This window comes from Salinicola aestuarinus, from assembly GCF_003206645.1.
Lineage (GTDB): Bacteria > Pseudomonadota > Gammaproteobacteria > Pseudomonadales > Halomonadaceae > Salinicola > Salinicola aestuarinus.
Window position 1 is genome coordinate 59541 of sequence record NZ_PZJP01000004.1, and the last position, 24395, is coordinate 83935.

General features: G+C 65.6%; 22 protein-coding genes and 1 other RNA gene. 13 read left to right on the forward strand and 10 right to left on the reverse strand.

Features of this window, described 5'->3' with window-relative positions:
• Positions 1-44: 44 nt before the first annotated feature.
• Positions 45-1412 carry a Xaa-Pro aminopeptidase gene (gene pepP / locus DOM41_RS04215; RefSeq protein WP_110685601.1) on the reverse strand — a complete coding sequence of 456 codons (1368 nt, stop codon included), beginning with the start codon at positions 1410-1412 and terminating at the stop codon, positions 45-47.
• 56 nt (positions 1413-1468) lie between these two features.
• Positions 1469-2077: a UPF0149 family protein gene (locus DOM41_RS04220; RefSeq protein WP_110685602.1), complete on the reverse strand. Its 609-nt coding sequence runs from the start codon at positions 2075-2077 to the stop codon at positions 1469-1471.
• A 235-nt stretch (positions 2078-2312) separates the two neighbouring features.
• On the opposite strand from DOM41_RS04220, the gene DOM41_RS04225 reads away from it, so the two are divergent.
• From DOM41_RS04225 to DOM41_RS04235, 3 genes are all read left to right on the forward strand, one after another.
• Positions 2313-2621 carry a cell division protein ZapA gene (locus DOM41_RS04225; RefSeq protein ID WP_110685603.1) on the forward strand — a complete coding sequence of 103 codons (309 nt, stop codon included), beginning with the start codon at positions 2313-2315 and terminating at the stop codon, positions 2619-2621.
• A gap of 72 nt (positions 2622-2693) precedes the next feature.
• Positions 2694-2877, forward strand: a non-coding RNA gene (gene ssrS / locus DOM41_RS04230) — 6S RNA.
• Between the two features lie 62 nt (positions 2878-2939).
• A complete protein-coding gene (locus DOM41_RS04235; RefSeq protein WP_110685604.1) occupies positions 2940-3548 on the forward strand; it encodes a 5-formyltetrahydrofolate cyclo-ligase in 609 nt (202 codons plus the stop codon).
• Between the two features lie 496 nt (positions 3549-4044).
• Here the strand turns inward: DOM41_RS04235 and ilvA are convergent, their stop codons facing one another.
• Positions 4045-5562, reverse strand: a complete 1518-nt coding sequence (ilvA, locus tag DOM41_RS04240; RefSeq protein WP_110685605.1) for a threonine ammonia-lyase, biosynthetic — start codon at positions 5560-5562, stop codon at positions 4045-4047.
• 173 nt (positions 5563-5735) lie between these two features.
• Here ilvA and rpiA point away from each other — a divergent pair, with 173 nt between their 5' ends.
• The 3 genes from rpiA (at position 5736) to DOM41_RS04255 (ending at position 7477) form a co-directional block, all read left to right on the forward strand.
• Positions 5736-6407 carry a ribose-5-phosphate isomerase RpiA gene (gene rpiA / locus DOM41_RS04245; protein WP_110685606.1) on the forward strand — a complete coding sequence of 224 codons (672 nt, stop codon included), beginning with the start codon at positions 5736-5738 and terminating at the stop codon, positions 6405-6407.
• Positions 6408-6535: 128 nt separating this feature from the next.
• Entirely contained in the window at positions 6536-6976 is a 441-nt protein-coding gene (locus tag DOM41_RS04250; protein WP_110685607.1) for a CBS domain-containing protein, read from the forward strand.
• Between the two features lie 78 nt (positions 6977-7054).
• On the forward strand, positions 7055-7477 hold the full coding sequence (locus DOM41_RS04255; RefSeq protein ID WP_110685608.1) for a GFA family protein: 423 nt from the start codon (positions 7055-7057) through the stop codon (positions 7475-7477).
• A gap of 99 nt (positions 7478-7576) precedes the next feature.
• Here the strand turns inward: DOM41_RS04255 and DOM41_RS04260 are convergent, their stop codons facing one another.
• Complete coding sequence (locus DOM41_RS04260; protein WP_110685609.1) at positions 7577-8572, reverse strand: 2-hydroxyacid dehydrogenase; 996 nt, start codon at positions 8570-8572, stop codon at positions 7577-7579.
• A gap of 141 nt (positions 8573-8713) precedes the next feature.
• Between DOM41_RS04260 and DOM41_RS04265 the strand changes: the two genes are divergently transcribed.
• Positions 8714-9622: a histone deacetylase family protein gene (locus DOM41_RS04265; RefSeq protein WP_223160932.1), complete on the forward strand. Its 909-nt coding sequence runs from the start codon at positions 8714-8716 to the stop codon at positions 9620-9622.
• Between the two features lie 192 nt (positions 9623-9814).
• Here DOM41_RS04265 and waaA read toward each other — a convergent pair whose 3' ends face one another.
• The 3 genes from waaA to DOM41_RS04280 are packed head-to-tail and all read right to left on the reverse strand — an operon-like array spanning position 9815 to position 13644.
• Complete coding sequence (gene waaA, locus DOM41_RS04270; protein ID WP_110685611.1) at positions 9815-11098, reverse strand: lipid IV(A) 3-deoxy-D-manno-octulosonic acid transferase; 1284 nt, start codon at positions 11096-11098, stop codon at positions 9815-9817.
• Between the two features lie 6 nt (positions 11099-11104).
• Positions 11105-12535 (reverse strand): bifunctional D-glycero-beta-D-manno-heptose-7-phosphate kinase/D-glycero-beta-D-manno-heptose 1-phosphate adenylyltransferase HldE, encoded by a 1431-nt coding sequence (hldE, locus tag DOM41_RS04275; RefSeq protein ID WP_110685612.1) that lies wholly within the window; start codon positions 12533-12535, stop codon positions 11105-11107.
• Positions 12532-13644: a glycosyltransferase family 9 protein gene (locus tag DOM41_RS04280; RefSeq protein ID WP_110685613.1), complete on the reverse strand. Its 1113-nt coding sequence runs from the start codon at positions 13642-13644 to the stop codon at positions 12532-12534. Before DOM41_RS04280 ends, hldE begins: the two co-directional genes overlap by 4 nt.
• A 745-nt stretch (positions 13645-14389) precedes the next feature.
• On the opposite strand from DOM41_RS04280, the gene DOM41_RS04285 reads away from it, so the two are divergent.
• Positions 14390-15064 (forward strand): glycosyltransferase family 25 protein, encoded by a 675-nt coding sequence (locus DOM41_RS04285; RefSeq protein ID WP_110685614.1) that lies wholly within the window; start codon positions 14390-14392, stop codon positions 15062-15064.
• Between the two features lie 27 nt (positions 15065-15091).
• On the opposite strand, the gene DOM41_RS04290 is transcribed toward DOM41_RS04285, so the two are convergent.
• Positions 15092-16234 (reverse strand): glycosyltransferase family 4 protein, encoded by a 1143-nt coding sequence (locus tag DOM41_RS04290; protein ID WP_245391736.1) that lies wholly within the window; start codon positions 16232-16234, stop codon positions 15092-15094.
• A gap of 211 nt (positions 16235-16445) precedes the next feature.
• Between DOM41_RS04290 and DOM41_RS04295 the strand changes: the two genes are divergently transcribed.
• The 5 genes from DOM41_RS04295 (at position 16446) to DOM41_RS04315 (ending at position 22105) form a co-directional block, all read left to right on the forward strand.
• Positions 16446-17177: a 3-deoxy-D-manno-octulosonic acid kinase gene (locus DOM41_RS04295; protein WP_110685616.1), complete on the forward strand. Its 732-nt coding sequence runs from the start codon at positions 16446-16448 to the stop codon at positions 17175-17177.
• Between the two features lie 83 nt (positions 17178-17260).
• Positions 17261-18049: a glycosyltransferase family 2 protein gene (locus tag DOM41_RS04300; protein WP_110685617.1), complete on the forward strand. Its 789-nt coding sequence runs from the start codon at positions 17261-17263 to the stop codon at positions 18047-18049.
• 2 nt (positions 18050-18051) lie between these two features.
• On the forward strand, positions 18052-19164 hold the full coding sequence (locus DOM41_RS04305; protein ID WP_245391737.1) for a glycosyltransferase family 4 protein: 1113 nt from the start codon (positions 18052-18054) through the stop codon (positions 19162-19164).
• Positions 19165-19291: 127 nt separating this feature from the next.
• Positions 19292-20386 carry a D-alanine--D-alanine ligase gene (ddlA, locus tag DOM41_RS04310; RefSeq protein WP_110685618.1) on the forward strand — a complete coding sequence of 365 codons (1095 nt, stop codon included), beginning with the start codon at positions 19292-19294 and terminating at the stop codon, positions 20384-20386.
• A gap of 156 nt (positions 20387-20542) precedes the next feature.
• A complete protein-coding gene (locus tag DOM41_RS04315) occupies positions 20543-22105 on the forward strand; it encodes a sulfatase-like hydrolase/transferase (RefSeq protein WP_110685619.1) in 1563 nt (520 codons plus the stop codon).
• A 24-nt stretch (positions 22106-22129) separates the two neighbouring features.
• Here DOM41_RS04315 and DOM41_RS04320 read toward each other — a convergent pair whose 3' ends face one another.
• Both DOM41_RS04320 and DOM41_RS04325 read right to left on the reverse strand, forming a co-directional pair.
• Positions 22130-23065: a hypothetical protein gene (locus DOM41_RS04320; protein WP_245391738.1), complete on the reverse strand. Its 936-nt coding sequence runs from the start codon at positions 23063-23065 to the stop codon at positions 22130-22132.
• Between the two features lie 145 nt (positions 23066-23210).
• Positions 23211-24377 (reverse strand): glycosyltransferase, encoded by a 1167-nt coding sequence (locus DOM41_RS04325; protein WP_110685620.1) that lies wholly within the window; start codon positions 24375-24377, stop codon positions 23211-23213.
• Positions 24378-24395: the final 18 nt, after the last annotated feature.

Below are 24395 nucleotides of genomic sequence, written 5' to 3' on the forward strand. Positions count from 1 at the left end.
GGTTCTACGCGACACTCGACGGCGCCGACGGCGAGCGCCATCGCTCAGACGTGGTCGCCACGCATCAGGGCCTCGATCTCGTCGGCGCGCTTGGGCACACCGCCGGTGAGCACCTCGAACCCGTCGGCGGTGACGACGACGTCGTCCTCGATGCGAATGCCGATACCGCGATAGGCCGCGGGAATGTCATCGGCGTCCGGCACGTAGAGCCCGGGCTCGACGGTGAGCACCATACCCGGCTCGAGCGCGCGGGGCTCGCCGTCGACGCGGTAGCTGCCGACATCGTGGACGTCGAGGCCCAGCCAGTGCGATGTCGAGTGCAGATAGAAGCGACGATACGCCTGGGATTCGAGATTGGCTTCGAGCTCACCGTCGAGCAGACCGAGTTCGATCAGCCCGGCGGTGAGATCTCGCACCACGCCCTGGTGAATCGCATCCAGCGTCACGCCCGGCGCCACGGCGGCGACCGCGCGCTCCTCGGCGGCGAGAACGACGTTGTAGAGCGCACGCTGGGCGTCGTTGAAACGCCCGTTGACCGGAAAGGTGCGCGTGATGTCGCCGGCGTAAAGCGCGTACTCGGCGCCGGCGTCGATCAGCACCAGCGTGTCGTCGACCAGGGGAGCGGCATTCTCCACATAGTGAAGCACACAGGCGTTGGCGCCGCCGCCGACGATGGTGCCGTAGGCGGGCGCGCGAGCGCCGTGCCAGACGAACTCATGCTCGATCTCGGCCTGCAGCTGATACTCGAAGCGCCCGGGGCGACTCATTCGCATCGCGCGACGGTGCGCCGCGGCGCTGATCCGGCTGGCGTGACGCATCAGCGCGAGCTCCCCCTCGCTCTTGGTCAGGCGCAGCTCATGGAGCACGGCGCTGACATCGCCGAAGTGCTCCGGTGCCACCGCCCCGCGGCGCGCCCTCGCACTCAGGCGCTGACGGACGTCTTCGGCGAGCGCCATGGCCGAGGCATCGGCCAGCGGCAGGTAGAGCGAACGCCGGCCGTCGAGCAGCGCCGTCAGCCGCGAACGCTCGGCGTTGTTGAAGGCTTCGTCGACGCCGTAGTCGCGCACCGCGCCCTCCGGACCGATGCGGATGCCGGTCCACGCTTCCTTGAGCGGATCCTTCTCCTGGCAGAACAGCACCGCTTCGCCCGCTTCCCGTCCGGGGAGCAGCACCAGCAGCGCGTCGGGCTCGGGAAACCCGCAGAGATAGTGGAAGTCGCTGTCCTGGCGAAAGGGGTACTCGCTATCGCGGTTGCGCGTCCTGAGCGCGGCACCGGGCAGGATCACCGCGGCGTCATCGGGCAGTTCGGCCATTAGCCGCTCGCGGCGGGCGGCGTACTCATCGAAGGCGATGGGCGCAGGCAGGGGGGCGTCCAGGTCGTGCACGGCAAGTTGCGGGTGTTCCACTGACATCTAGTCTCTCCAAGGGGTCGGGTCAGGAGCGTCGGACGCCCCGGCGGCGGCAACGCTCAGTGATGCGGCGGCGTCTCATCATTGGCCGCCTCGGCACTCTCCTGGTCGACCTGCTCGACCTGAGGATCGCCGGGGTGCTGCTCGGTGTAGAGCAGCATCGCCGCCATGCGGGCGTGCTCGGTGAGCGCGAAGAGATCGTTTTCGTTCTCCGGGTCGTCGGCGATATCGACTTCGATGGCGGTGAGCGGACCGAGATCCTCCAGGGCTTCGCGAAGCGGCGCCGACCACGTCTCGTAGGTCTCGCCGTCGGTCTCGTTGACCACCTCGGTGAAGCCCTGAACCCAGTCGCGCAGCCCCTGGGCACGCTCGGAGAGCGAGAAGAGCTCGTCCGGCAGCAGCGGCTCGTAGTTGAGCTCGGCCGCCCCCAGGGCGTCGAGCGTCTGGCGGCGCCAGCCGAGCAGCACGTCGGCATCGTCGCGGCTGTCGGGCTGGTCGACGTTGAGTGCCAGGCTCACCTCTTCCAGCCAGCGCTCCGCGGTGAGATCGGCAAGCGCGAGCTCGGCGCAGAGCCGGCCATCGTAGAAGGCGGGCGACTGCATGCTGCCGTGAGCGAGAAAGACGTTGGCAACAGTGGCGAAATCGAGCTGTTCGTTGATGATCGACATGACAATATCCATGGGGAGAGCCGCGCCGGGCTGGCCGATGGCGCTGGGCCGCGAGCGAGATCCCGGGCGGCCCGGCGCTGCGTTGACCGCCCTCAGGCGGCTCTCTATAGTGGCTGACCAACCGGTCGCGACCGATTCGTCGAGTGTGAACGCCCGGTCGAGAACGGCGCGAATACCCGCCATTTTAGCGCATCGGAACCTCACGCCCACCCCGACGCCCATCCCGGAGCGAACCATGAGCGACACGTCTCGCCCCACTACCGAAGTGACCCTGCTCGGCAAGCCCTACGTGATCGCCTGTCCGCCGGAAGAGCAGGAGCAGCTGATGCGTTCGGCGCGCTACCTCGACCGAGCCATGCACGGCATTCACTCCCGCGGCAAGGTGCTAGGCGCCGAGAAGGTCGCGATCATGGCCGCGCTCAACATCACTCATGAGCTGCTGGGCGCGCTCGACGCCAACCGCGCCGGCGAGCAGAGCCTCAACGACCTGGGTGAACGTCTCGAGCGGGCGATGGCCGACATCAAGACGCCGGACGCCTCCTAGCCAGCGGGCGGCTCGTTGTGCCCTAAGTCGATTGCGGATTGGGCATCCGGGCCGGCTCTGCTAGGATGGTGTCGTTCCCTGGGGTGTACGCCAGTCGTTACAAGTCCCTCGAGCCTATGCGCAGTACCCAGGGGGCCAAATGCTAGACAGTCCCGTGTGCATGTCCGCGCGTCGGAAAGCCTAAAGGCCTGTCTGCGGCCTCCACCTTGAACCAGTAGGTTCAGGGCCAGAATGACAGCGGCACTCTGGGGAACTCTCTTGTCTTCACCGTCACTCGATACCGCCTCGCCCGCCGCCTCCCTCCACCATGGATGCGACGTGCTCTCAGGCATCGACAGTGACCGACGCGCTCTGCGCCGCGAGCTGCGCCGCCGCCGGCGCCGCCTCTCCTTGCGCGAGCGGCACCTTGCGTCACACTCGCTCTGCCGCCGTCTCAAGCGACTCCCCGAGCTGCAACGGGCCCGTCGTGTCGCGCTCTACCTGCCCAACGATGGCGAAATCGATCCGACGCCGCTGATTGACTGGCTGCGTGCACGGGGTGCGCGCGTCTACCTGCCGGTGCTGAGACCGCTGGTCGAGAATCGTCTCTGGTTCGTACGCTACGACGCCGCGACCCGCATGACGCGCAATCGTTTCGGCATCCAGGAGCCGGACACCCGCTTCGGCGCCGCGCGCGCCAACCGCCTGCCCGCCTGGGCGCTGGATACGGTTCTGCTGCCGCTGGTGGGCTTCGACGATGCCGGCAACCGTATCGGCATGGGCGGCGGCTTCTATGATCGGACCTTTGCCTTCGCCCGCCGCCGGCGACCGGCACCGGCGCTGATCGGCCTGGCCCACGACTGCCAGCGAGTCGATGCGCTGCCGATAGCCCCCTGGGACGTGCCGCTCGACGCCATTGCCAGCAACGCGCGTGTCGTCAGGCCCTGAGCCGAATCGCGCACGACTCGCCATGTCGCGACGCTTGAAACGACGAAGGCCGGCCGCGTCATTGCGCGGCCGGCCTTCTGGAGTCTGTGCTTAGCGAATTGTCGTCTGAAACGCTTCAGGCGCCGAGCAGCGTCTGCGCATACCCCGTCGCCACGACGCCCACGCCGAAGATCAGTACCAGTGCCATCACCAGATCGGGTTTGCGTTTCATCTCGACTCCATTGCGTTCGCCAAGTCGCTAATCCCGTAGCGACGGGCACGACTATAGGGTCAGGTTAAAAACTTGACAAGCGCGAAACTCACATCTTGTCGGGCTTTTTTCGTAACCAAACGATAACGCATATTACAAAAAAAGCGTGACGTAAGAAGACACCCAAAACACCAGTAATTTCAACCTTTGATCTTAGTCGTCAACGCGCCGCCGGTGCGTTAGCGGCCGGCGGCGCGGGCATGGGCTTTAGCGTGGATAGCGCGTGAGTGTCGTCCCGCCCTGGCGTCACGCCATGAACAGGCGATAGGCGACGTTGTCGGTCTCTTTCCAGTAACGATAGCCGATGCGGTCGAAGTGCTCCTCGGCATGGGCACGGTCGTCGTTGGGCATCTGCAGACCGACCAGCACCCGGCCGTAAGCGGCACCGTGGTTGCGGTAGTGGAACAGCGAGATGTTCCAGTCCGCCGGCAGGTGGGTGAGAAAGTTCATCAGCGCGCCGGGGCGCTCGGGGAACTCGAAGCGATACGCCTCCTCCTGGAACTCCTCCCGCGGCCGACCACCACCGAGATGCCGGATATGCAGCTTGGCCAGCTCGTTGTCGGTGAGATCCTCTACCGGATAATCTGCCTCGCGTAGCCGCCGGATCACCTCGGCGCGATCGTCCCCGCCGGGTTTGACCTGCACGCCAACGTAGATGTGTGCGTGATGGGGATCGGCGTAGCGATAGCTGAATTCGGTAACCATGCGCCGGCCCAGCGCGTGGCAGAACTGTTTGAAGCTGCCGGGCCGCTCCGGAATCTGGACCGAGAGAATCGCCTCGCGCTGTTCGCCGAGTTCGGTACGCTCGGCGATATGCTGCAGGCGATCGAAGTTGATGTTGGCGCCGGTGTTGATGCTCAGCAGCGTCTGATCCTTCGCGCCGGTCTGCTGGATGTACTTCTTGAGCCCCGCCAGCGACAGCGCCCCGGACGTCTCGGAGACGGCGCGGGTGTCGTCGAAGGTGTCCTTCACCGCAGCACACATCTCATCGGTATTGACGGTGATCACGCCGTCGACGTTGTCGCGCAGGATCGTGAACGGTGCTTCGCCGATCTGCGCGACCGCCACGCCCTCGGCGAAGACGCCAACCTGGTCGAGCGTCACTCGCTCCCCGGCTTCCAGTGCCGCCTTGAGACAGGCCGAGTCTTCCGACTCGACGCCGTAGACCTTCACTTCCGGGCGCAGATACTTCACGTAGGCCGCGACCCCGGCCAGAAGACCGCCGCCACCGACCGGGACGAAGACCGCATCGAGCGGCCCGGACTGCTGACGCAGAAACTCCATCGCCACTGTGCCCTGGCCGGCGATGACGTCGAAGTCATCGTACGGGGGAATGTAGGTATAACCATGCTCACTGATAAGCTCGCGGGCGTGGGCGAGCGCCTCGCCGAAGGCATCGCCCTTGAGCACGACCTTGGCGCCCCAGCCGCGCACCGCGGACACCTTGATCTCGGGCGTCACTCGCGGCATCACGATGACTGCCTTCACCCCGAGCTGGCGCGCCGCCATGGCGAGCCCCTGGGCGTGATTACCCGCCGAGGCCGCGATCACGCCCTTGGCCTTCTGGTCGGCGTCGAGCTGCGCCATCTTGTTGTAGGCGCCGCGGATCTTGAACGAGAACACCGGCTGAAGGTCTTCGCGCTTGATCAGAATACGGTTGTCGAAACGCCTCGAGAGCGAAGGTGCCGGGGAAATGGGCGTCTCGCGGGCCGCTTCGTAGACGCGGGCCTGGAGAATCTTCTTAACGAGGTCTTCGAGTTGCATGCGTGTGTCCTGACGTAAAACGGGCCGCTGCGGCCAATATCGGGGGAAGATCACTGATATCGGGGGGACCGGTATTGTTAGCAGACGCTCGCCCCGAGCGTCCAGCACCATCGGCAGCACGCCGCCCTTGGCTTATACTGGCGCCTTCCTTTTCCAGCCCCCCCAGAGCCGACATGACCCAGGACGATCTCAAACGCGCCGTTGCCGCCGCCGCCCTCGAAGACATCGATAGCCTGCTGACGCCCGATGCCGTCATCGGCGTGGGCACGGGCTCCACCGCGAACCAGTTTATCGATCTGCTCGCCGCCCGTCGTCAGGACTTCCGCGGTGCCGTGGCGAGCTCCGAAGCGACCGCCGAGCGCCTCACGGCCCACGGCATCGACGTGCTGGAACTCAATCACGTGGGCACCGTGCCGGTCTACGTCGACGGCGCCGACGAGATCGACTCGCAACTTCGCATGATCAAGGGCGGCGGCGCGGCGCTGACCCGCGAAAAGATCGTCGCCGCCTGCGCCGAACGCTTCGTCTGTATCGCCGACGCCAGCAAGTTCGTCGAGACCCTCGGCGGCTTCCCGCTACCGGTGGAGGTGATTCCCATGGCGCGCTCCTATGTCGCCCGCGAGATGGTCAAGCTCGGCATCACGCCGGTCTATCGCGACGGCGTGCTCACCGACAACGGCAACCGAATCCTCGATGGCTTCGACCGGCTCTTCGAACAGCCGGAGACGATGGAGGCCCAGCTCGATGCCCTCGTCGGCGTGGTCACCAACGGATTGTTCGCCAAGCGCCCGGCGGATGTGCTGCTGCTCGGCGACGCACAGGGTGTCAAGCGACTGACTCGCTAGGCGATCGTGTCGAAGACGACGCTGGCGCGACGCGCGCGAGGTCAATTTCTGCGTCGTGGCGCCGATAATAGGTGCAAAGCCGGCAGTGGGTCGGCTCTTGCCCCGGTCGACTTCGAAGGAGTAACCGCATGCCCGCTTCCCGTCCCGCCATTGTCGCGGACATCATGAGCCGTGACGTCGTCACGCTACGCCGGGAGCAGACGCTCCACGACGGCAACGAGCTGATGCGCGAGCATCGTGTGCGCCACCTTCCCGTCGTTGACGACGAGGGGCGTCTGGTCGGCCTGCTGAATCAGAAGGTGGTGCTGCGGGAAGCGATGCGTATTGCCGGCGAGCACGGCACCCAGGCGCTCAGCCAACATCTCGATCAGGTGCCGCTCGCCGGCTTGATTGGCGGCGAGTGCCATAGCATCGCCATGGACAAGCCGCTCGCTGACGCCGGCCGTCAGCTACTGTCACTGCGCGTCGGGGCGCTCCCCGTGGTGGATGGCGAGCACCTGGTGGGCATCGTGTCGTCGGTGGACTTCGTCCGCCTGGCCGTCGACGAGTTGGTCGCGCAGGAGAACTAGGCCATTAGGCGCGGTCGAGGGTCCGGCGTCGAAGGACGTCTACGCTGATAGGTGGCCATTCACGTCAAGGAGATCGACATGAGCCAGACCTATGAGCTGAGCTGCGACTGCGGCAAAGCGACCCTGACAGCACGCGGCGAACCGGAACTGTCGCTCTACTGCCACTGCCCGAGCTGCCGCGCCCTCTATTCAGTGGACATTGCCTCGCTGACCGCCTGGTCGGACGACAACATCGACCTGCCGGACGCGTCCCAGCTCATCGTCCACAAGCTGCCGGATCGGGAGATGACCCGCTACGGCTGTGCCGAGTGCGGCATGACGCTCTACGGACGCCACAAACCGGGTATGCCGGTGGTTCCGCACGGCGTCTTTCGCAAGGCCCACGGCGGCCAACTGCCGCAGCCGCTGGCACCGACGATGCACCTTTTCTACGGCGACCGGGTGCTCGACGTCGCCGACGATCTGCAGAAATCCCAGGGCGGCGAGCTGGTCGGCCTCTGATAGCGCCGACGCCACCGCTTTTCTCCCTGACGCCCGCGACTCGTTCGCGGGCGTTCTGTTTTCGGGCGGTGCCTCGACACGGCCCACGCAAGCCCACGGCTATAGGGCGTTGGGACAGGCGTCACCGGCCCCGAACGCCATCAGATTGGCACAGGTCACCGTCGCGATCTCGGTGAGCGCTTCCGCCGTGAAGAATCCCTGGTGTCCGGTGATCAGCACATTGGGGAAGCTCGATAGGCGCGCGAAGACGTCGTCGGCAATGATCTCGGCAGAGTGGTCGTGGAAGAAGAGCTCGCTCTCCTGCTCGTAGACATCGATCGCCAGCGCCCCGAGTCGGCGCGACTTGAGCGCCTCGATCACCGCCGGGGTATCGATCAGTGCGCCGCGGGAGGTGTTAACCAGCATGGCGCCGGGCTTCATCTGTCCCAGCGACGTCTCGTCGATCAGATGATGCGTCTGCTCGGTCAGCGGGCAGTGCAGGCTGACGATATCGGATCGTGCCAGCAGCGTATCGCGGGAGACGATCTCGCCGTAATCGGCGAAGGCCTGCGCAGGATAGGGATCGTAGCCGATCACCTCGCAGCCGAGTCCCTGGAAAATACGCGCCATGCAGAGGCCGATGCGCCCGGTCCCGACGATGCCGGCAGTCTTGCCGTTCAGGGTGACGCCGAGCAGACCGTCGAGGGCGAAGTTACCCTCGCGTACGCGGTTGAATGCCCGATGGGTCTTGCGGTTGAGCGTCATGATCATCGCCAGGGCGTGCTCGGCAACTGCCTCGGGCGAGTAGGCCGGCACCCGGGCGACGAAGAGTCCCAACCGGCGCGCGGCGTCGAGATCGACGTTGTTGAAGCCGGCGCAGCGAAGTCCCACGGCGCGCACGCCGAGACCGGCAAGCACCGCCAGGGTGTCGGCGTCGAGCCGGTCGTTGACGAACACGCAGACGGCGTCGCTGCCCTCCGCCAGGGCGGCGCTCTGCGCATCCAGTCGCGCGTCCTGGTAGATGAAGTGGAGGTCGGCGTCAGCGAAGCGCTCTCTTCGCACCTCCTCGAAGAAACGACGGTCGTAGGGCTGGGCACTGAACAACGTGATCTTCATGATGGAATCGCTCTCGGGGGCAATCGGCCGAAACACCGGACCCGTTCAGCCTAGCGATTTCCCCCTCACGAATCAGCGGCTCGACGTCGCCGGCGATCATTTGCCGCACCGTCGGGCCACCGCGAACAGGAAAACGCCGTGATGCTGCCTCTCGTTCACCACCCCGGCTACAGCATCGACTGGCCCGAACGACATCCGTTTCCGATGGCCAAGTTCGGCGTGCTGCGCCGCCACCTCGCCGCACTCGGCTTCGACGATCGCGACGACGTGCACTGGATCACACCGTCGCCGGCCACCAGCCAGGCGCTGCTGCGCGCGCACACCGCCGACTATCTGCAGCGCTTTGCCCTTGGCGAGATCACCACCGCGAGGCGCTCGCCGAGCGGCTTTCCTTGGTCGCCCGAGCTGGTCGCGCGCACGCTGCTGGAGGTCGGCGGCACGCTCGCCGCTGTCGAGGCGGCATTGACCCACGGGCTGGCGCTCAATACCGCCGGCGGCACTCACCACGCCTACGCCGATCGCGCCAGCGGCTACTGTCTGCTCAACGATCTCGCGGTGGCAGCACGGCACCTGCTCGTCGAGCACGGCCTTGTGCGCGTGCTGATCGTCGACTGCGACGTCCATCAGGGCGATGGCACGGCGTCGCTCTTTCGCCACGAGCCACGGGTGATCACCCTGTCGATCCACGGCGAGGCCAACTTCCCCTTCGACAAGCGCGAGAGCGACCGCGACGTGGCGCTACCCAGCGGCACTGAAGACGAGCCCTATCTGGCGACGCTCGCCACGGAGCTGGAGGCAGCGTTCGAGCGCGTGCAACCGCAATTTGTCCTCTTCGATGCCGGCGCCGACGTTCACACCGGCGACCGGCTGGGCCACTTCGATCTCACGACTCGAGGACTCTACCGCCGCGAGCACCACGTGCTCAGCCGCTGTCTCGCGCGCGGCATCCCCGTGGCCGGGGTCATCGGCGGCGGCTACGACCGCGACCTCGACACCCTCGCCGAGCGTCACGCCCAGCTGTTCCTGGCCGCCCTATCGCTCACGGAATAAATTGTCGACGCGCCAGACGACTTGAGGACGACTCTCCTAGCGGAAACGTCACTCACTCATGGAAAACGTCCCCATTCATAGAGAACGTCCTCACCCATGGGCAAAGGCACTCAGGGGAAAAATCACTCGGGGGGAAAAGCCGCTCGGGGAGACAGGCGGCTCAGGGACGAGTCCGCCTCGGGGATTGCCCGCTCAGCGGCGAGTCGAGGGGTCGAGCAGGGCAGTGAGTCGCTCGCGGGTGCTGGCCAGCGCGCCGCGATTGGCGGCTACCACGGCGCGGCCCGCCTCGCCCAACCGGTGCCGACGGGAGACGTCGTCGAACAGCGCGATCAGCGTCTGGCCCAGTGCCGTGGCGTCGGCGACCTCGAGCCGGGCGTCGTTCTGCGCCAGGGCGTCGGCGATTTCTCGCAGGTTATCCAGATGCGGCCCACTGAGTACCGGCACACCGAGCGCAGCCGGCTCGAGCAGGTTGTGCCCACCGATCGGCACCAGCGAGCCGCCGACGAAGGCGGCATCGGCGGTGCCGTAGAGCATGGTGAGTTCGCCCATGGTGTCGCCGAGCAGCACCGTAGTGCTGGCGGTGACCTCGCGACGCCTTTCGCTCCGGCGGACGACGGTTTCGCCGGCGTCGCGGCAGAGCGCGGCCACCTCTTCGAAGCGCTGCGGGTGGCGCGGCACCAGGATCAGCAGGGCTTCGGGGAAACGCGCCCTGAGCGCCGCGTGAGCAGCGAGAATCTGCGCGTCCTCACCGGCCTGGGTGGAGCCGGCGATCCACACCGGCCGCTCACCCCACTCCCGACGTAAGCGCTCACTTTCACGCTCGGCCTCGTCATCGACCGCCAGGTCGAACTTGAGCGCACCGGTCATCGTCACCCGATCCACAGGGGCGCCGAGGGCGATGAAGCGCTCGGCATCACTCGGCGACTTGGCGCCAACCCAGGCGACATCGGCGAGCATGCCCGCGGTGAGCGGGCGAAAACGCTGGTAGAGCGAGAAGGCGCCATTACTCAAGCGTGCGTTGACGATGGCGACCGGCACGTGCCGATGCCGGCAGGCGGCCAGCAGATTGGGCCAGAGCTCGGTTTCGGCGATGATCGCCAGCGCCGGCGCCAGACGCCTCACGAACCGCCGCGTGGCGCCGGGGAAGTCGAGCGGCAGGAAGTGGTGACGGACCCGCTCGCCGAAGCGCTCGCGCACCCGCTCGGCGCCGGTCGCGGTCATGGTGGTGATCACCAGTCGGTGACCGGGATGATCGGCGAGCAGCGCTTCGATCAGCGGCGTGGCGGTAGCGACCTCGCCCACCGAGGCGGCGTGGAGCCACAGACAGGGGCGGGGGTCGTCGACCTCGGCGATCAACCCCAGCCGTTCTCGCCTGGGGTTGGTGGGCGCCCACTCACGCCACACGCGCCGCCAGACAAGGGGCGACAGCAGAATGAGCAGCAGTGTGTAAAGCGCGCGAGCCAGATCCGGGGGCATCGTCGCTCAGCGCTCGCGGTCGAGAATGGTGTCGATCATCGTGGTAGTCGAAACCCCGTCCTCGAAGCCGAGCACTTTCACTTCGCCGCCATGGGCGATGACCGCTTCGCCGCCGGCGATCTCCTCCGGGCGGTAGTCGCCCCCCTTGACCAGCAGATCCGGCAGCACCGTCTCGATCAGCCGCTGCGGCGTCTCTTCGCCGAAGGGCACTACCCAGTCCACCGCGGCGAGCCCGGCGAGCACCTGAGCGCGCCGAGCCAGCGTGTTGATCGGCCGCTTCGGCCCCTTGAGTCGGGCCACCGAGGCGTCATCGTTGACCGCAACGATCAGCCGGTCACCGAGGGCGCGCGCCTGTTCGAGATAGGCGACGTGGCCAGCATGGAGGATGTCGAAGCAGCCATTGGTCATGACGACTGTCTCCCCCCGGGCCTGCGCGGCGCGCACCGACTCGACCAGCGCCGACTCGCGAATCACACCGAACTCGGCGAGCCGGTCACCATGGAGCGCGGTGTAGAGCTCGGCCACCGACAGCACCGCGGTGCCGGGTTTGGCAACTACCAGCCCGGCGGCCAGGTTGGCGAGTACCACCGCTTCGTCGAAACCGTGGCCGGCGGCGAGCGCCAGCCCCAGCACGCCGATCACGGTGTCACCGGCGCCGGTCACATCGAACACCTCGCGGGCGTGGGTCGGCAGGTGCAACGGCGCATGTCCTTCGCGGATCAGCGTCATGCCGCGCTCGCTACGGGTCACCAGCAGCGCCTCGAGCTCGAGACGGGCGCGCAGCGCTTCGCCCTTCGTCGCCAGTTCGTCATCGTCGGCGCAGGGGCCGACCACGGCTTCGAACTCGGCAAAGTTGGGGGTGATCAGACTGGCACCGTGGTAGCGGGTGAAGTCGCTGCCCTTGGGGTCGACCAGCACCCGTTTGCCGGCGCGTCGGGCCTGAACGATCAGCGTCTCGACCCGATTGAGGCTGCCCTTGCCGTAATCGGAGAGGATCACTACGTCAGTGCCGTCGAGCTGGCGCTCGACCTGCTCGAGCATCGGCGTAGTGTCGACGTTCCAGAGCGGCGCCTCGAAGTCGAGCCGGATGAGCTGCTGATTGCGGCTCATCACCCGCAGCTTGGTGATCGTCGGCACTTCTGCGGCGTGCTGTAAGTGAGCACTGACTTCGGCTTGAGCCAGCGCGCTCGCGAGACGTTCGGCGTTGTCGTCATCGCCGACCACCCCGGCAAGGCCCACTCGCCCGCCAAGCGAGGCGATGTTGAGCGCGACGTTGGCAGCACCGCCCGGACGGTCATCAGCGTCTTCCACCTTGACCACCGGCACCGGCGCCTCCGGGGAGATGCGCGAGGTGCCGCCATGCCAGTAACGGTCGAGCATGACATCACCCACGACCAGGACGCGCGCGTTCTCCAGCTGAGAGAGATCGACCTTCATGATTCGGGCTCCATCGAGGGGGGTTCGGGCGTGTCGGCGGCGGGCGGTGTCGCCGCCAGCAGCGCATCGAGATGGCCGACCACATCGTCGAGGGTGATCAGCGACATGGCATCGCTGTGGCGCACCCGCGTTCCCCAGGTCACGCTCTCCGGCGATTTCTGAAGATAGTGCGCCACCGCATCGGGATAGCGGTCGACGACATGCTCACGCCAGCAATAAGGCGCGGCGCGGGACGGGTTGGTGGTCGCATAGAGGCCGAGCGTGGGCGTCGCCAGCGCGTTGGCCATGTGCACCGGGCCGGAGTCCGGGGCGATCACCGCCCGCGCCCGGTCGAGCAGCGCCAGAAGTCCTTTCAGCGAGGTGCGGCCAATGGCATCGATGATCTCGATATCGGCCGGGCAGAGCCGCCGAATCTGCTCGCCCATCTCCCGCTCCTGAGGACTGCCGCCACCACTCATCACCGTCTTCAGGCCATGCCGATGCCAGGCGTGCTCGATGACCGCGGCATAGCCCTGGGCGGACCAGTTGCGAAAGTTGCGCAGCCGCGGGTTGGCGCAGGGACTGATCACCAGATAGGGCGCGTCGCCGGTCAGCCGTTGCGCCTCGTCGAACGCCGCCTCGGGAATCGGCAGCGACCACTCGAGGCGTGTGTCCTCGACGCCGAGCGCGCGAGCGAAATCCATGAAGGACTCGAGCACGTGGGCCCTGGGGTGCGGCGCGAGCTGGCGCTGGGTGAACCAATGCTGCCAGTCCTTGGCGCGGGCCTTGTCATAGCCGATGCGCACGTCGCACTTCAGCCCCAGCGACAGCACACTGGCGCGGATCGCCTGCTGCATGTGCAGCAGCACGTCGAAACGCCGATCGGCAAGCTGGCGCCACAGCGCCCGCATCCCCTTGATGCCGGTCGCCTTGTCGTAGACCTGGAACTCGACCCCGGAGAGGCCGTCGAGCAGCGCTGCCTCCGTCTTGCCGACAATCCAGGTGATACGCGCCTCGGGCCACTGACGCTGCAGCGCCCGCACGGTCGGCACCAGATTGCAGACATCGCCCAGCGCTGAAAGGCGCAGGATAGCGATGTGTCGGGGACGCTCGGGCAGGGGATGCTTCATGGGAGTCGTTGAACTGTTGGTGATCGGGAAGGCATTCTAACAGATCGATTGATACGAGCGCCTTCATACCCTTTCTGGTGACGAAGGAAACCCCGCAAAAGCAATATCCATGCCAGCGCGACTGGAAGCGATCCACAAATCATTGTAAAGAATTTAGTGCGTTCAATAGTCAAACACCGCTTCTCTACGGAGACGTCGAAAATCGTGATTAACGACACCAATGGCAAAACCGGTAGGCGATAGAAACAGCAAGCATCGCCGAAGGTAATTTCACAACACTTCTCTTTCAAAACATCGCCTACGGGCTTGGCTATGGCGAGAAGCGATAGATCCGGGATTGGCCAGCCAAGAAAACGACGCTTCCCATTAGACTGCAAAGTAACAGTCCCCGACTCAAGCCTAAAAACACAGACCACACCACCTGAGACAACGGCTTTCTTATTATCTGCCTCCCCGCTCCACACATCACCGGGCGATAAACAATTTTTAGACAAACTTCACCCTACCGCCTTACTTGACCCTATCAACCCAACCCAAAGGCGCGGCCAAACCAACGCATCAACCACCCCGACGTGATCAGAAAAAACGACGATATAGGCCTATCTCGAGGTGCAAGTGCGGCGAAAACCGGTCATTCACAACACGACTGCTTGAGCTTGCGGCGCGTGATACCATTAGAGACTATGAAGAACATAGCATACTCAAATGAAAAACCCTCCAACCCCCACTTCGTGAAAGTATTAATATGAATTCACTCAAGCTAGATGTCGACGGCGTTCTCTGTATCAGCCTTAAGGAGAGAGAGGATCGCAGGAAAATTCTGAGTGAGGAATTTTCTCGACTGGAAAACGACGTCGAGTTCGTACTGGTTGAGCGCGACGTTGAAAACGGAGAAAGAGGGTGTTTCGACTCTCATGTCTTGTGTGCCAAGATTGCTCTGGAGCGAAACTATAAAAACGTACTAATCCTGGAAGACGATGCGACTTTATTGCCCACACCACGAAAACAAGTCGAAAGAATCAACGCATTCCTTCGACTCAGAAAGCCTCAGATTTTTTATCTTGGAGGCATGCTAGGCAGGATGTGGGCAATCCCCTTCTTGAACGTGGTTCGGTGTCGACTGACGGGGACACAAGCTTACATCCTGTCGCGCAAAGGCTGCCAAAGGCTGAGTAAGGCCCGCTATCAAGGGCAGGCGATTGATGGGTTTTATTGCCGCAACTTCAAAGCTTATGGCACTTATCCCATGATCTCTCAACAGCAACCAGAGTCTGTAGCCTCCAGCGACATCATGGACTTCAGAGCGCAGAAAAAGTCAAAACGCGTCAAAGACGAAGCCTACTGGAGCCAGAACTATAGCTCTCAGAAAGCCGCCCTTCGAAGAGGCTGGGCAAGAACGCTTTTTATGCGCTTTCTCTAAACGCAATAGCCTGCAAGGCTTCGCGTGTTAACCACGCTTTTCCCTGATTTTCGAAAATGACGATTTCAGCTTCTCTGTCTGACACGCATAGGAGTAAGGCGTTACCAGACTGGCGAGCCTCTGCCCGAGCGCCTCGCCCTCGCCGCTTGCGATCAGAGCATCGATACGCATGACGAAGCCCTGAGTATCGTGGCTATCGATGATCAGGTCGGCGTGCTCACCCTCCAGCAGTTCGGCGGCACCGGTGGTCCGCGAGAGCAGCACCGGCGTGGCACAGGCCATCGCCTCCAGCGATACGCGCCCGAACTCTTCGATGTGCGCCGGCAGCACGAAGAGATCGAGCGCCCCGTAGAGCGTCTCGACGTCGCTGATGGTCGAGCGCCAGAGAAAACGCTCGCTCAGGCCGGCCTGCGCCGCCTGACGCTGGTAAGGGGTGGCATCGTCCTTGCCGACGACCAGAAAGTGATAGTGTCCCGGCCGGCGGGCCTCGAGCGCGGCGGCCATCTCGACGAAGCCGGCGACATTGCGCTTGGGAAAATTGCCGGAGGTGATCAGCCCGATCAGCGCCGTACCGGGTGCCACGCCAAGTTCGCGGCGGCGCTCGTCCCGCCCCGCCCGTGCCCTGTCGGGGTTGAAGACCTCCGGGTCGTAGCCCGGGTAGCTAATCTCGATCTTGGCCGGGTCGATGGCGTAGCGGCGCTGAAACTCCTCGGCCATCAGCCGCGAATTGACCGCGACCTGACGAAACCGACCGCCGCTCAGGACATGGTCATGAATCGCTGCGACCTCGTGCCCCGCCGGCAGCTCGCGGCCGTGAATCAACTGGCTGGCGAGATGCACGCAATTGTGCATGTAGACCGTATCCGGCGTCTCGACATCGCCGTGACTTATCAGCAGTGCCGGGGCATGGCGGCGGCACCACGCCGTCACCCGGCGGTTGAACCAGAAGCGCCGGAACGGCCCCTTGAGCGGCCAGCGCCAGAGCCGAACCAGCCGTGCGCCAGCGCCTTCGGCGAGCGCTTGCCGCCCGCGCTCGGCGAGAATCACCACGCGATAGCCCAACGTCCTGAGGGCTCTCGCCTGCTCGAAGGCATTGCGGCTCGCGCCGGTACTCTTCTCCACCTGACGAATGGCGATCACCGCCAGCGGCGCTTGGGAGTCGTCGGTCACGGGGCTTCCTTTCGAGTTCGAGATGAGTGGCAACGGATCACTCGGTGTGAGTCGGCATCGGCGGTCGCAAGACATGTCAGACGCGATGGTCGCCGTTATAATGCCAGCGCCTCTGAACAGTGGCCAACGACCCGGTCGAGGCGCTTTGTCCCCCGCCTGCACGCGCATTGGCGCGACGACTTCCTTTTACCGAACCAGGCCAACGCTGAGCATGTCGCTGACGACCTACCGCTGCCACGGCACACACATCTTATACGATACGCAGCGTCTCGCTCAGCCCGACGACCCGACGCTGCCACCGCCCGGCCCCGCGTGGCTCGAGCCGGCGGCGTGGCAGGCACGCGGCCTCGTCACCGGCTCCGCGCCGGGGCGCGGCGACAGCCTGTTCCTTCAGGTCGCCGAGCAGGCGTGGGTGGTTCGTCCTTACCGCCGCGGCGGGATGGCGGCGCGAGTGAGCCGAGCGCGCTACGTCTGGCCGGGCCGGGAGCGCACCCGCGCCTTTCGCGAGCTGCGCCTGACCCGCACCCTGCATGCGCGCGGGCTGCCGGTGCCGGCGCCGGTCGCCGCCCTGGTGATTCATCACGGCGCGACCTATCGCGGCGCGCTGATCACCGTTCGCCTGCCGCAAACGCAGGCGCTGGAGACGCGACTCGAGACCGCGTCGCCGGCGCTGCTCGCCGAGGTCGGCCGCACCATCCGCCGCTTCCATGACGCCGGCCTCGACCACGTCGACCTCAATGCCCGCAACGTGCTGATCGACGCTGACGACAGGGTGTGGCTGATCGACTTCGACCGCTGCCGGTTACGCCGGCAAGGCGCCTGGCGGGAGCGCAATCTCGCGCGTCTGGCCCGGTCGCTCGAGCGCTTCGCGCCGGCGCGAGCCGCCTCGTTGTACCAGGCGCTACGTGACGGCTATCAGGCTGACGCTGCCGCCAGCGGCTAGCACGCCCCCGCCGGGCGCGTACAATGAGCCGACGTTCCGGCGTCTATCCCACCCTTCTACCCGCCAGCGAACCAGGAGTGTCCATGGCCGCCATCACCGGTGTGGTGATCACCCTCGACGAAGCCGACAACATCGAGGCCTGTCTCGACTCGCTCGCCCGGGTATGCGAGGAGCTGATCGTGGTCGACTCCGGCTCCACGGACGCGACCGTTGCCCGCGCCGAAGCCCGAGGGGCCCGCATCATTCACCAGCCCTACCTGGGCGACGGCCCACAGAAGCGGGTGGGCCCCGTGGCGGCGACTCACCGCTGGGTGCTCTCGCTGGACGCCGACGAGCGGCTGACGGACGGCGCCGTCGCGGCGATCGCCGCGCTCGATCTCGAAACCACCCCCAACGATGCCTTCGCCCTGCGCCGGCGCAACTTCATCGGCAGCCGTTGGGTGCGCCACTGCGGCTGGTATCCGGACTACTGCCTGCGGCTGTTTGACCGCGAGCGCTGCAATTTCTCCGAGAGCCGCCAGCATGCCTCCATTCCGGCGAGCCAACCGGCGCGTCTCGATGCCGATCTCGAACACTACTCCTTTGCCAACCTGGGTGAACTCTTCGGCAAGGCGAGCGGACGCTTCTCCAACCGCGCCGCCAAAATCATGTATGCCAAGGGCAAACGTGCCAATGCGGCCTCGCCGGCACTGCACGGTGCCAACGCCTTCGTACGCAAGTACCTGTTCCAGCGCGGTTTCGTCGGCGGACTCGACGGGATGTCGGTGGCGCTCTCCGCCGGGGTCAATGCCTATCTCAAGTACGCCAAGCTGCTTGAACTCCAACGCGACGCCAAGGTCCGCGAGGCCACCGACTTCGACAAGGTGTGGTGAGCGTGACCCTAGATTCCTCACAGGATGGCCCGCCGCCGGGCACACCGACTCGAGACGGGCCTTCCCCCCTCCACGTGCGCCACGTCAATCTGGCCCGCGGCTTTCGCGGCGGCGAGCGCCAGACGCTGCTGCTGATCGAGGCGCTGGCCAGCGACGCCAGTGACACAGGCATTACCCAGAGCCTGGTCTGCCGACGGGACTCCCCCCTGCGTGACGCGCTCGGCGCCACCGATGTCACCCTGATCGATGCCGATCATGCCCTTGCCGGGCACCGCCAGCCCCGGGCCGACGTGGTTCACGCCCATGAGGCAAAGGCCGTGCACTGGGCATGGCTCGAGCAGCGTCTGAAAGGCTCGCCCTATCTACTGACCCGGCGGGTGCCGCAGCCGGTCAAGGACAAGGCGTTCAACCGGCTCACCTATCGCGGCGCGGCGCTGGCCGTCGCCATCTCCTCGGTGATCGAGACGCACCTGCGCGAGCGCCACTGGTGCCCGGTAGCCCGGATACCCAGCGTGCTCTCCGGGGCACCGAGCGACCCGGCGCGGGTCGCGGCGCTGCGCGAGCGCTTCGCGGGCCGTGTGGTGATCGGACATGTAGGCGCACTGGTCGATCGCCACAAGGGCCAGCGGGTACTGCTCGAGGCTGCCAGACGTCTACAGTCCCGCCGCCCCGAGCTCTGCTTTCTGCTGCTCGGCGAGGGCGAGGACGCCGAGGCGCTGAAGGCCGAGAGCGAGGATCTGGACAACGTGGTGTGGGAGGGATTCACCCCCCACGTCGGCGACTATCTCGAGATCATGACGCTGTTCGCCTTTCCGTCGCGCAACGAGGGGCTCGGCTCGACGCTGCTCGACGCCATGGATCACGGCGTTCCCATCGTCGCAAGCCAGGTCGATGGCATTCCGGATCTGATCGAGCACGATGCCAGCGGGCTGCTGGTCGCGCCGGACGACGCCGCGGCGCTGGCCGAGGCGCTCAGTGCCCTGCTCGACGACCCCGCGCGACGTGTACGTCTTGCCGCCACGGCGCGTCGGCGCCTGACAGCCTTCACGCCGGCGGCCATGGCGGCGAGCTATCTCGAACACTACCGGGCCATCGTCGCCGGACGCGACGTATGAGCCCTGGCGAGCCGATCAGTACAGCGGCACGCCCCATCGCGAACATGGCAAGATGTCGCCCATCGGATTGTCGCGACGACATCGCGTCTCGACGGCATCGCCAGTCATCAATGAGCGGAGCGGTTTCATGAGTCAAATTCGGGTCGGAGTGATCTGCGGCGGCAAATCCGCCGAGCACGAGGTATCGCTGCAGTCGGCGAAGAATATCGTCGATGCGCTGGATCGCGAGCGTTTCGCGGTGACCGTGATCGGCATCGACAAGCAGGGAACGTGGCATATCAACGATGCCGACAACTTTCTCGTCGACGCCGATGACCCGCGCCATATCGCGCTGGCGCCCTCGCCCGGCAGCCTCGCGCTGGTGCCGGGGCGCGAGCACGAGCAGCTGGTGGCGCTGGACACCCCGGATACGCTCGGCCAGTTCGACGTGATCTTCCCCATCGTTCACGGCACGCTGGGCGAGGACGGTTCGCTCCAGGGTTTACTGCGCATGGCCAATCTACCCTTCGTCGGCGCAGGCGTGCTCGGCTCCGCCGCTGGCATGGACAAGGATGTCACCAAGCGCCTGTTGCGCGATGCGGGCATCGCGGTGGCACCCTTCGTCACCTTTACCCGCCGCAGCGCTGTCGATGCCGATTTTAGCGCCCTCGTCGCCGAGCTGGGTACGCCGCTGTTCGTCAAACCCGCCAATCAGGGATCGTCAGTGGGCGTGAGTCGCGCCGAGAGCGCCGAGGCGCTGAAGCAGGCGTTGGAGCTGGCTCTCGCCTTCGATCACAAGGTGCTGGTCGAGGCCGCCGTGTCGGGGCGCGAGATCGAGTGCGCGGTGCTCGGCAACGAGACGCCCGAGGCGAGCGTGTGCGGCGAGATCGTCGTCGACGACGGTTTCTATTCGTACGACACCAAGTACCTGGACGAGAACGCCGCCCGCGTTGCCGTGCCGGCGGCGATCGACGAAGACGCCAGCGAACGCATCCGGGCGCTGGCGGTGCGCGTATTCGAGGTGCTCGGGTGCGCCGGCCTCGCCCGCGTGGATGTCTTTCTGACCGCCAGCGGCGAGATCGTGGTCAACGAGATCAATACGTTGCCGGGCTTCACCCGCATCAGCATGTACCCCAAGCTCTGGCAGGCCAGCGGCCTTGGCTACTCGGCGCTGGTCTCACGGCTGATCGAGCTCGCGCTCGAGCGCCACGACGCCGACGTTGCCCTTCGCCACGCTCGCTGAACGTCACCTACGCGGTGCCGAGCGCCCTCCAGTGAGCCGGTCGGCGGAACCTTGTGCCCGCTGACCTGTCTGGATTGCGTGATGCTAACGTCACACAAGCTCGACCCTCGGCGCCTGCTGCCGAGGCAATGAGATGTTCATGGATCCAATCGCGTCATGACCGTATCCCGCAATACCCGTCGCTGGTGCGCGCTCGCCTATATCGGCCTGTGCATCGGCTACGCCATCATGGTGATTGGCGTCTTCCCCTGGTGGACGCCGGTCGCCGTTACCCTTGCCTGGTTGGCGCTCGCCTACGGCTTTCGCTGGGGTCACTCGTCACAACGTAGCGCCACGCGCCGACCGCTGCCCTGGTCGCTGGTGCCGCTGGTGCTTTGGTGGGTCTACGTCTATCTGGACGACAGCTTCGGCCAGCTCGATCTCGGCGCGGTCATCTTCCATCTGCAGGCAGGCATCGAGGAGAACGGCAGCACCGACCGACAGATCGCTGGCGTACTCTACGCCCTGGCGGCGAGTGTGATGCTCGTGTCGGTGACGTGGCTGGTGCGGGCCGATCATCGCTGGCGACTCTGGGAGCGCGTACTGACGCTCTTACTGATCGCTTTCAATCCGCTACTGTTCGGCCTGTCGCTCCGCGGCGCCTCAGCGATCGATGACGACGAATCCTGGCTCAATGACCGCTACCTCTCGCCGGCGATCGAGTCGGAGCCGGCCAATCCGCCCAACCTGATCTACCTCTACCTGGAGAGCACCGAGCGCACCTACGCCGATACCGACAAGTTCGGCGACGTCTACGAGGATCTCACCGCCCTCGGTCGCCGGGGCGTCGTGTTCAAGGGCGTGAAGCAGCTCGACAACACCGGCTGGACCATGGGCGGCATGGTCGCGAGTCAGTGCGGCACCCCGCTGATGCCGGCCGGGCTGATGCACGACAACCAGTTCGAGCCGCTCTCCAAGGTGCTGCCCGGCGCGGACTGCCTGGGTGACCTGCTCCATGATCGTGGCTACCACCTGACCTACATGGGAGGCGCCAGTACCCGCTTCGCCGGCAAGAACAAGTTCTACGCCGACCACGGCTTCGATACCGTGCTGGGCAAGGACGAACTCGAGGACAAGGCGCCGCCGGGCTATCTCAACGATTGGGGGCTGTATGACGACACCCTGCTGGGACTGGCGGAGACACGCATTCGCCGCCTGCACGACAGCGACCAGCCCTACGCCTTCTTCGGGCTGACGCTCGCCGCTCATCCGCCGTTCGGCAACCCCTCCCAGTCCTGCATCGACAATCAGGGAGCCTTCGACGGCACCGACATTCTCTACTCGGTGAAGTGTACCGGCTGGCTGGTGAAGAACTTCATCGATCGCCTGGACGACGAGGGACTGCTCGACAACACCGTCGTCGTCGTCGCCAGCGACCACCTGTCGATGAAGAACTCAGCGTGGGAGACGCTGGTCAACGAGCCGCGGGAGAACACGCTGATCATGCTCGGCGACTCGCTCAACTCGCGGGTGATCGAACGCCGAGCGACCATGGTCGACGTGCTGCCGACGGTACTCGAAGCGATGGGCTTCAGCGTGCCGGAGCATCGCGCCGGACTTGGTGTCTCGCTTTTCTCGGCGGCGCCGACGCTGATCGAGCGCCACTCGCTGGAGACGATGAACCGCCGGGTCCGCGACGAAAATCGGCTTCAGGAACGGCTCTGGAACGGCGTCAACTGAGGGCGCGGGCGCGCCGTTACCGAATCACGTCTGGCCGTCAGGGGGATCGGTCACAAAGGCATGGCGCGGCGCGGGCCACTCGAAGGGGCCGGCATCGGCGAGCGGGTGAAGATCCCCCGGCTCGGATTCGGGCACGCAGCTCGGCAGCGCCGCGCGCACCCGTGCCAAGGCCGTCTCGCCCCGGGCGCCCGTGGTGACCTGATCCCACCACTGGCGGTGCACCGCGCGTACGCGCACCGGCACCCGGGGAAGCCCCAGGCGCTGGGCCATAGCGAGTCGATGCAGGCCACGATTGATCTTGAGCAGACGCCCATCGCGAGTTACGGCAACGCCGAGCTCATCCTTGCCACGCTCGGCGTCGAAGCCACGCACGGCCATGTCGTCGAGAAAAGCGAGATAGGTCTGCAGATAGGCGATAATCTTGGCTTCCGTGTCGAGCAGCAGCCCCTGCTGGTAGGAAGACCAGGGCCGGCCTGAGGCGAGCCGCGAGCGTAACTGCTGAAAGCGTTCGGTCTGGGTGAGGTCATCGCGGTGGATATCCAGGTCGCTGATGAAGCGATAGCGCGACCCGCGGCGCAGGTCGCCGCGCGAGCGATCCCAGTCCCCATCCCAGATGAACGCCGAGGAGGAGGGCTTCTTGCCGCCGACACCCTTGGCGTTGAAATCCCGAATGAGTAAGCGCGGGTCGACCTCCAAGGTGAGCGACTCGCCCAGCTCGCGTTCGAGGCGCCGCCGCGGCAACCCCCACGCCGCCACTCGATCACCGCGACCCGTTGCCCACCAGCGGTAGAGCCAGGCTTCGAGCGGCTGGCCGATACCGCGCTCGACCCCATCGCGCAGTCCCGCCTGCCAGCGCGCACGCCGAACGCCCCACTTCATGCGGGGGTCGAGCAGGTCACGAAACGCTGCGTCGTCGGCGGCTAGCCTCGGCGGCGTGGCAGTACGGGGAGCGCGCGCCATCACAAACTCATGGGTTGGGTGAAAGGAGTGTTATCAAACAGCGTTCTTTTAACGGCTTCATCCTAGCATTTTATAAGCCTGCTACATAGTTGGCCGCCGACTCGAGCGCGCCGCCAACGAGTGTAGCCCCCTCGAGTCACCCGTCTCAGGCGGGGGCGCCGGTGCCGTTCGCGGTCGGCAGAGCAAGAAACTGCGCCATGATGCGGGTATCCCGAAAGCGCTCGACCAGTTCCGGGTCATCGGCGAGTACCGGCGGCCTGACCAGGCCCTCGCGGATCTTCGTCGCCAGCCCTGCCACCGAGTTGTCGGCGATCAACCGCGCCTGATCATGGATCAGCACGTTGCGCACGCCACCGGGGCAGTCCACCGCCACGCAGGGCGTGCCGCAGATCATGCTCTCCGCCAGCACGATCCCGAAAGCCTCGCTGCGCGAGCTGAGCAGGAAGAGCCGCGCGTGCTTCATCCACGGATAGGGGTTGGGGCGACTCCCCAGCAGATGCACGCGGTGCGCAATGCCGAGCTCGTCGATGAGCTGCTCGATCGTCTCACGCTTGGGCCCATCGCCAACGATCACCAGATCCTCTTCGATGTTCGACTCGACGTAGGCGCGCAGCAGCACGTCCTGACGTTTGACATCCGACAGTCTCGAGACATGGACCACGAAGGGGCGGGCCGGCAGCTCGACGGGCTCGTCGGCTTGACGCCGGATGGACTCGATATCGCAGGGATTCATGATCGTCGCCCAGCGCGCCGGCCGAATGGCGTGGTGCGCGAGCTGCTTATCCAGCTGCTCACGCACGTTCGGCGTGTTACAGACGACCTGCTTGCCCGCGTAGAGTCGCCGCAGATAGACCCCCTTGAGCCGACCGCCGTAGCTGCCCGGCCAGGAGACAGTCACTTGCCATAGCCGCGGATCGCGCCAGGACCAGACGGTTTCGAAGGCGCCCTGACCGCGCATGATCACCCGGTCCACGGGGCCATGCTCGCGCTCGAGCGTCTCGACGAATCGCTTGAGATAACCACCGCCGTACCAGCCGCGCCAGAGAAAACCGGACCCCGGCATTAGCGGCTTGAGCAGTGCCCGGGTCACGAGGTCGTAGGCGAGCCCCACTCCCGTTCGGCGAAACGCCTTGTCGAAATCCCGTCGGTGTACCGTAACGCCGGCGTCCGGGGCCAGCTCATGACCGCCCTTGAGTACCAGCACATGGACATCATGCCCTTCCCTCGCCAGGACATTGGCGAGGTTGACGGTGACACGCTCGATGCCCCCGATGCTGAGTTTGCGTACGACCAAGAGAATTCGTTGGGTCATTATCAGCGCCTACACTCC

Bases quoted from the DNA above. Each gene is read 5' to 3' on its own strand.
- pepP (WP_110685601.1), bottom strand. From the start codon at position 1,412: ATGTCAGTGGAACACCCGCAACTTGCCGTGCACGACCTGGACGCCCCC.
- DOM41_RS04220 (WP_110685602.1), bottom strand. From the start codon at position 2,077: ATGTCGATCATCAACGAACAGCTCGATTTCGCCACTGTTGCCAACGTC.
- DOM41_RS04225 (WP_110685603.1), top strand. From the start codon at position 2,313: ATGAGCGACACGTCTCGCCCCACTACCGAAGTGACCCTGCTCGGCAAG.
- ilvA (WP_110685605.1), bottom strand. From the start codon at position 5,562: ATGCAACTCGAAGACCTCGTTAAGAAGATTCTCCAGGCCCGCGTCTAC.
- rpiA (WP_110685606.1), top strand. From the start codon at position 5,736: ATGACCCAGGACGATCTCAAACGCGCCGTTGCCGCCGCCGCCCTCGAA.
- DOM41_RS04250 (WP_110685607.1), top strand. From the start codon at position 6,536: ATGCCCGCTTCCCGTCCCGCCATTGTCGCGGACATCATGAGCCGTGAC.
- DOM41_RS04255 (WP_110685608.1), top strand. From the start codon at position 7,055: ATGAGCCAGACCTATGAGCTGAGCTGCGACTGCGGCAAAGCGACCCTG.
- DOM41_RS04260 (WP_110685609.1), bottom strand. From the start codon at position 8,572: ATGAAGATCACGTTGTTCAGTGCCCAGCCCTACGACCGTCGTTTCTTC.
- DOM41_RS04265 (WP_223160932.1), top strand. From the start codon at position 8,714: ATGCTGCCTCTCGTTCACCACCCCGGCTACAGCATCGACTGGCCCGAA.
- waaA (WP_110685611.1), bottom strand. From the start codon at position 11,098: ATGCCCCCGGATCTGGCTCGCGCGCTTTACACACTGCTGCTCATTCTG.
- hldE (WP_110685612.1), bottom strand. From the start codon at position 12,535: ATGAAGGTCGATCTCTCTCAGCTGGAGAACGCGCGCGTCCTGGTCGTG.
- DOM41_RS04280 (WP_110685613.1), bottom strand. From the start codon at position 13,644: ATGAAGCATCCCCTGCCCGAGCGTCCCCGACACATCGCTATCCTGCGC.
- DOM41_RS04285 (WP_110685614.1), top strand. From the start codon at position 14,390: ATGAATTCACTCAAGCTAGATGTCGACGGCGTTCTCTGTATCAGCCTT.
- DOM41_RS04295 (WP_110685616.1), top strand. From the start codon at position 16,446: ATGTCGCTGACGACCTACCGCTGCCACGGCACACACATCTTATACGAT.
- DOM41_RS04300 (WP_110685617.1), top strand. From the start codon at position 17,261: ATGGCCGCCATCACCGGTGTGGTGATCACCCTCGACGAAGCCGACAAC.
- ddlA (WP_110685618.1), top strand. From the start codon at position 19,292: ATGAGTCAAATTCGGGTCGGAGTGATCTGCGGCGGCAAATCCGCCGAG.
- DOM41_RS04315 (WP_110685619.1), top strand. From the start codon at position 20,543: ATGACCGTATCCCGCAATACCCGTCGCTGGTGCGCGCTCGCCTATATC.
- DOM41_RS04320 (WP_245391738.1), bottom strand. From the start codon at position 23,065: ATGGCGCGCGCTCCCCGTACTGCCACGCCGCCGAGGCTAGCCGCCGAC.
- DOM41_RS04325 (WP_110685620.1), bottom strand. From the start codon at position 24,377: ATGACCCAACGAATTCTCTTGGTCGTACGCAAACTCAGCATCGGGGGC.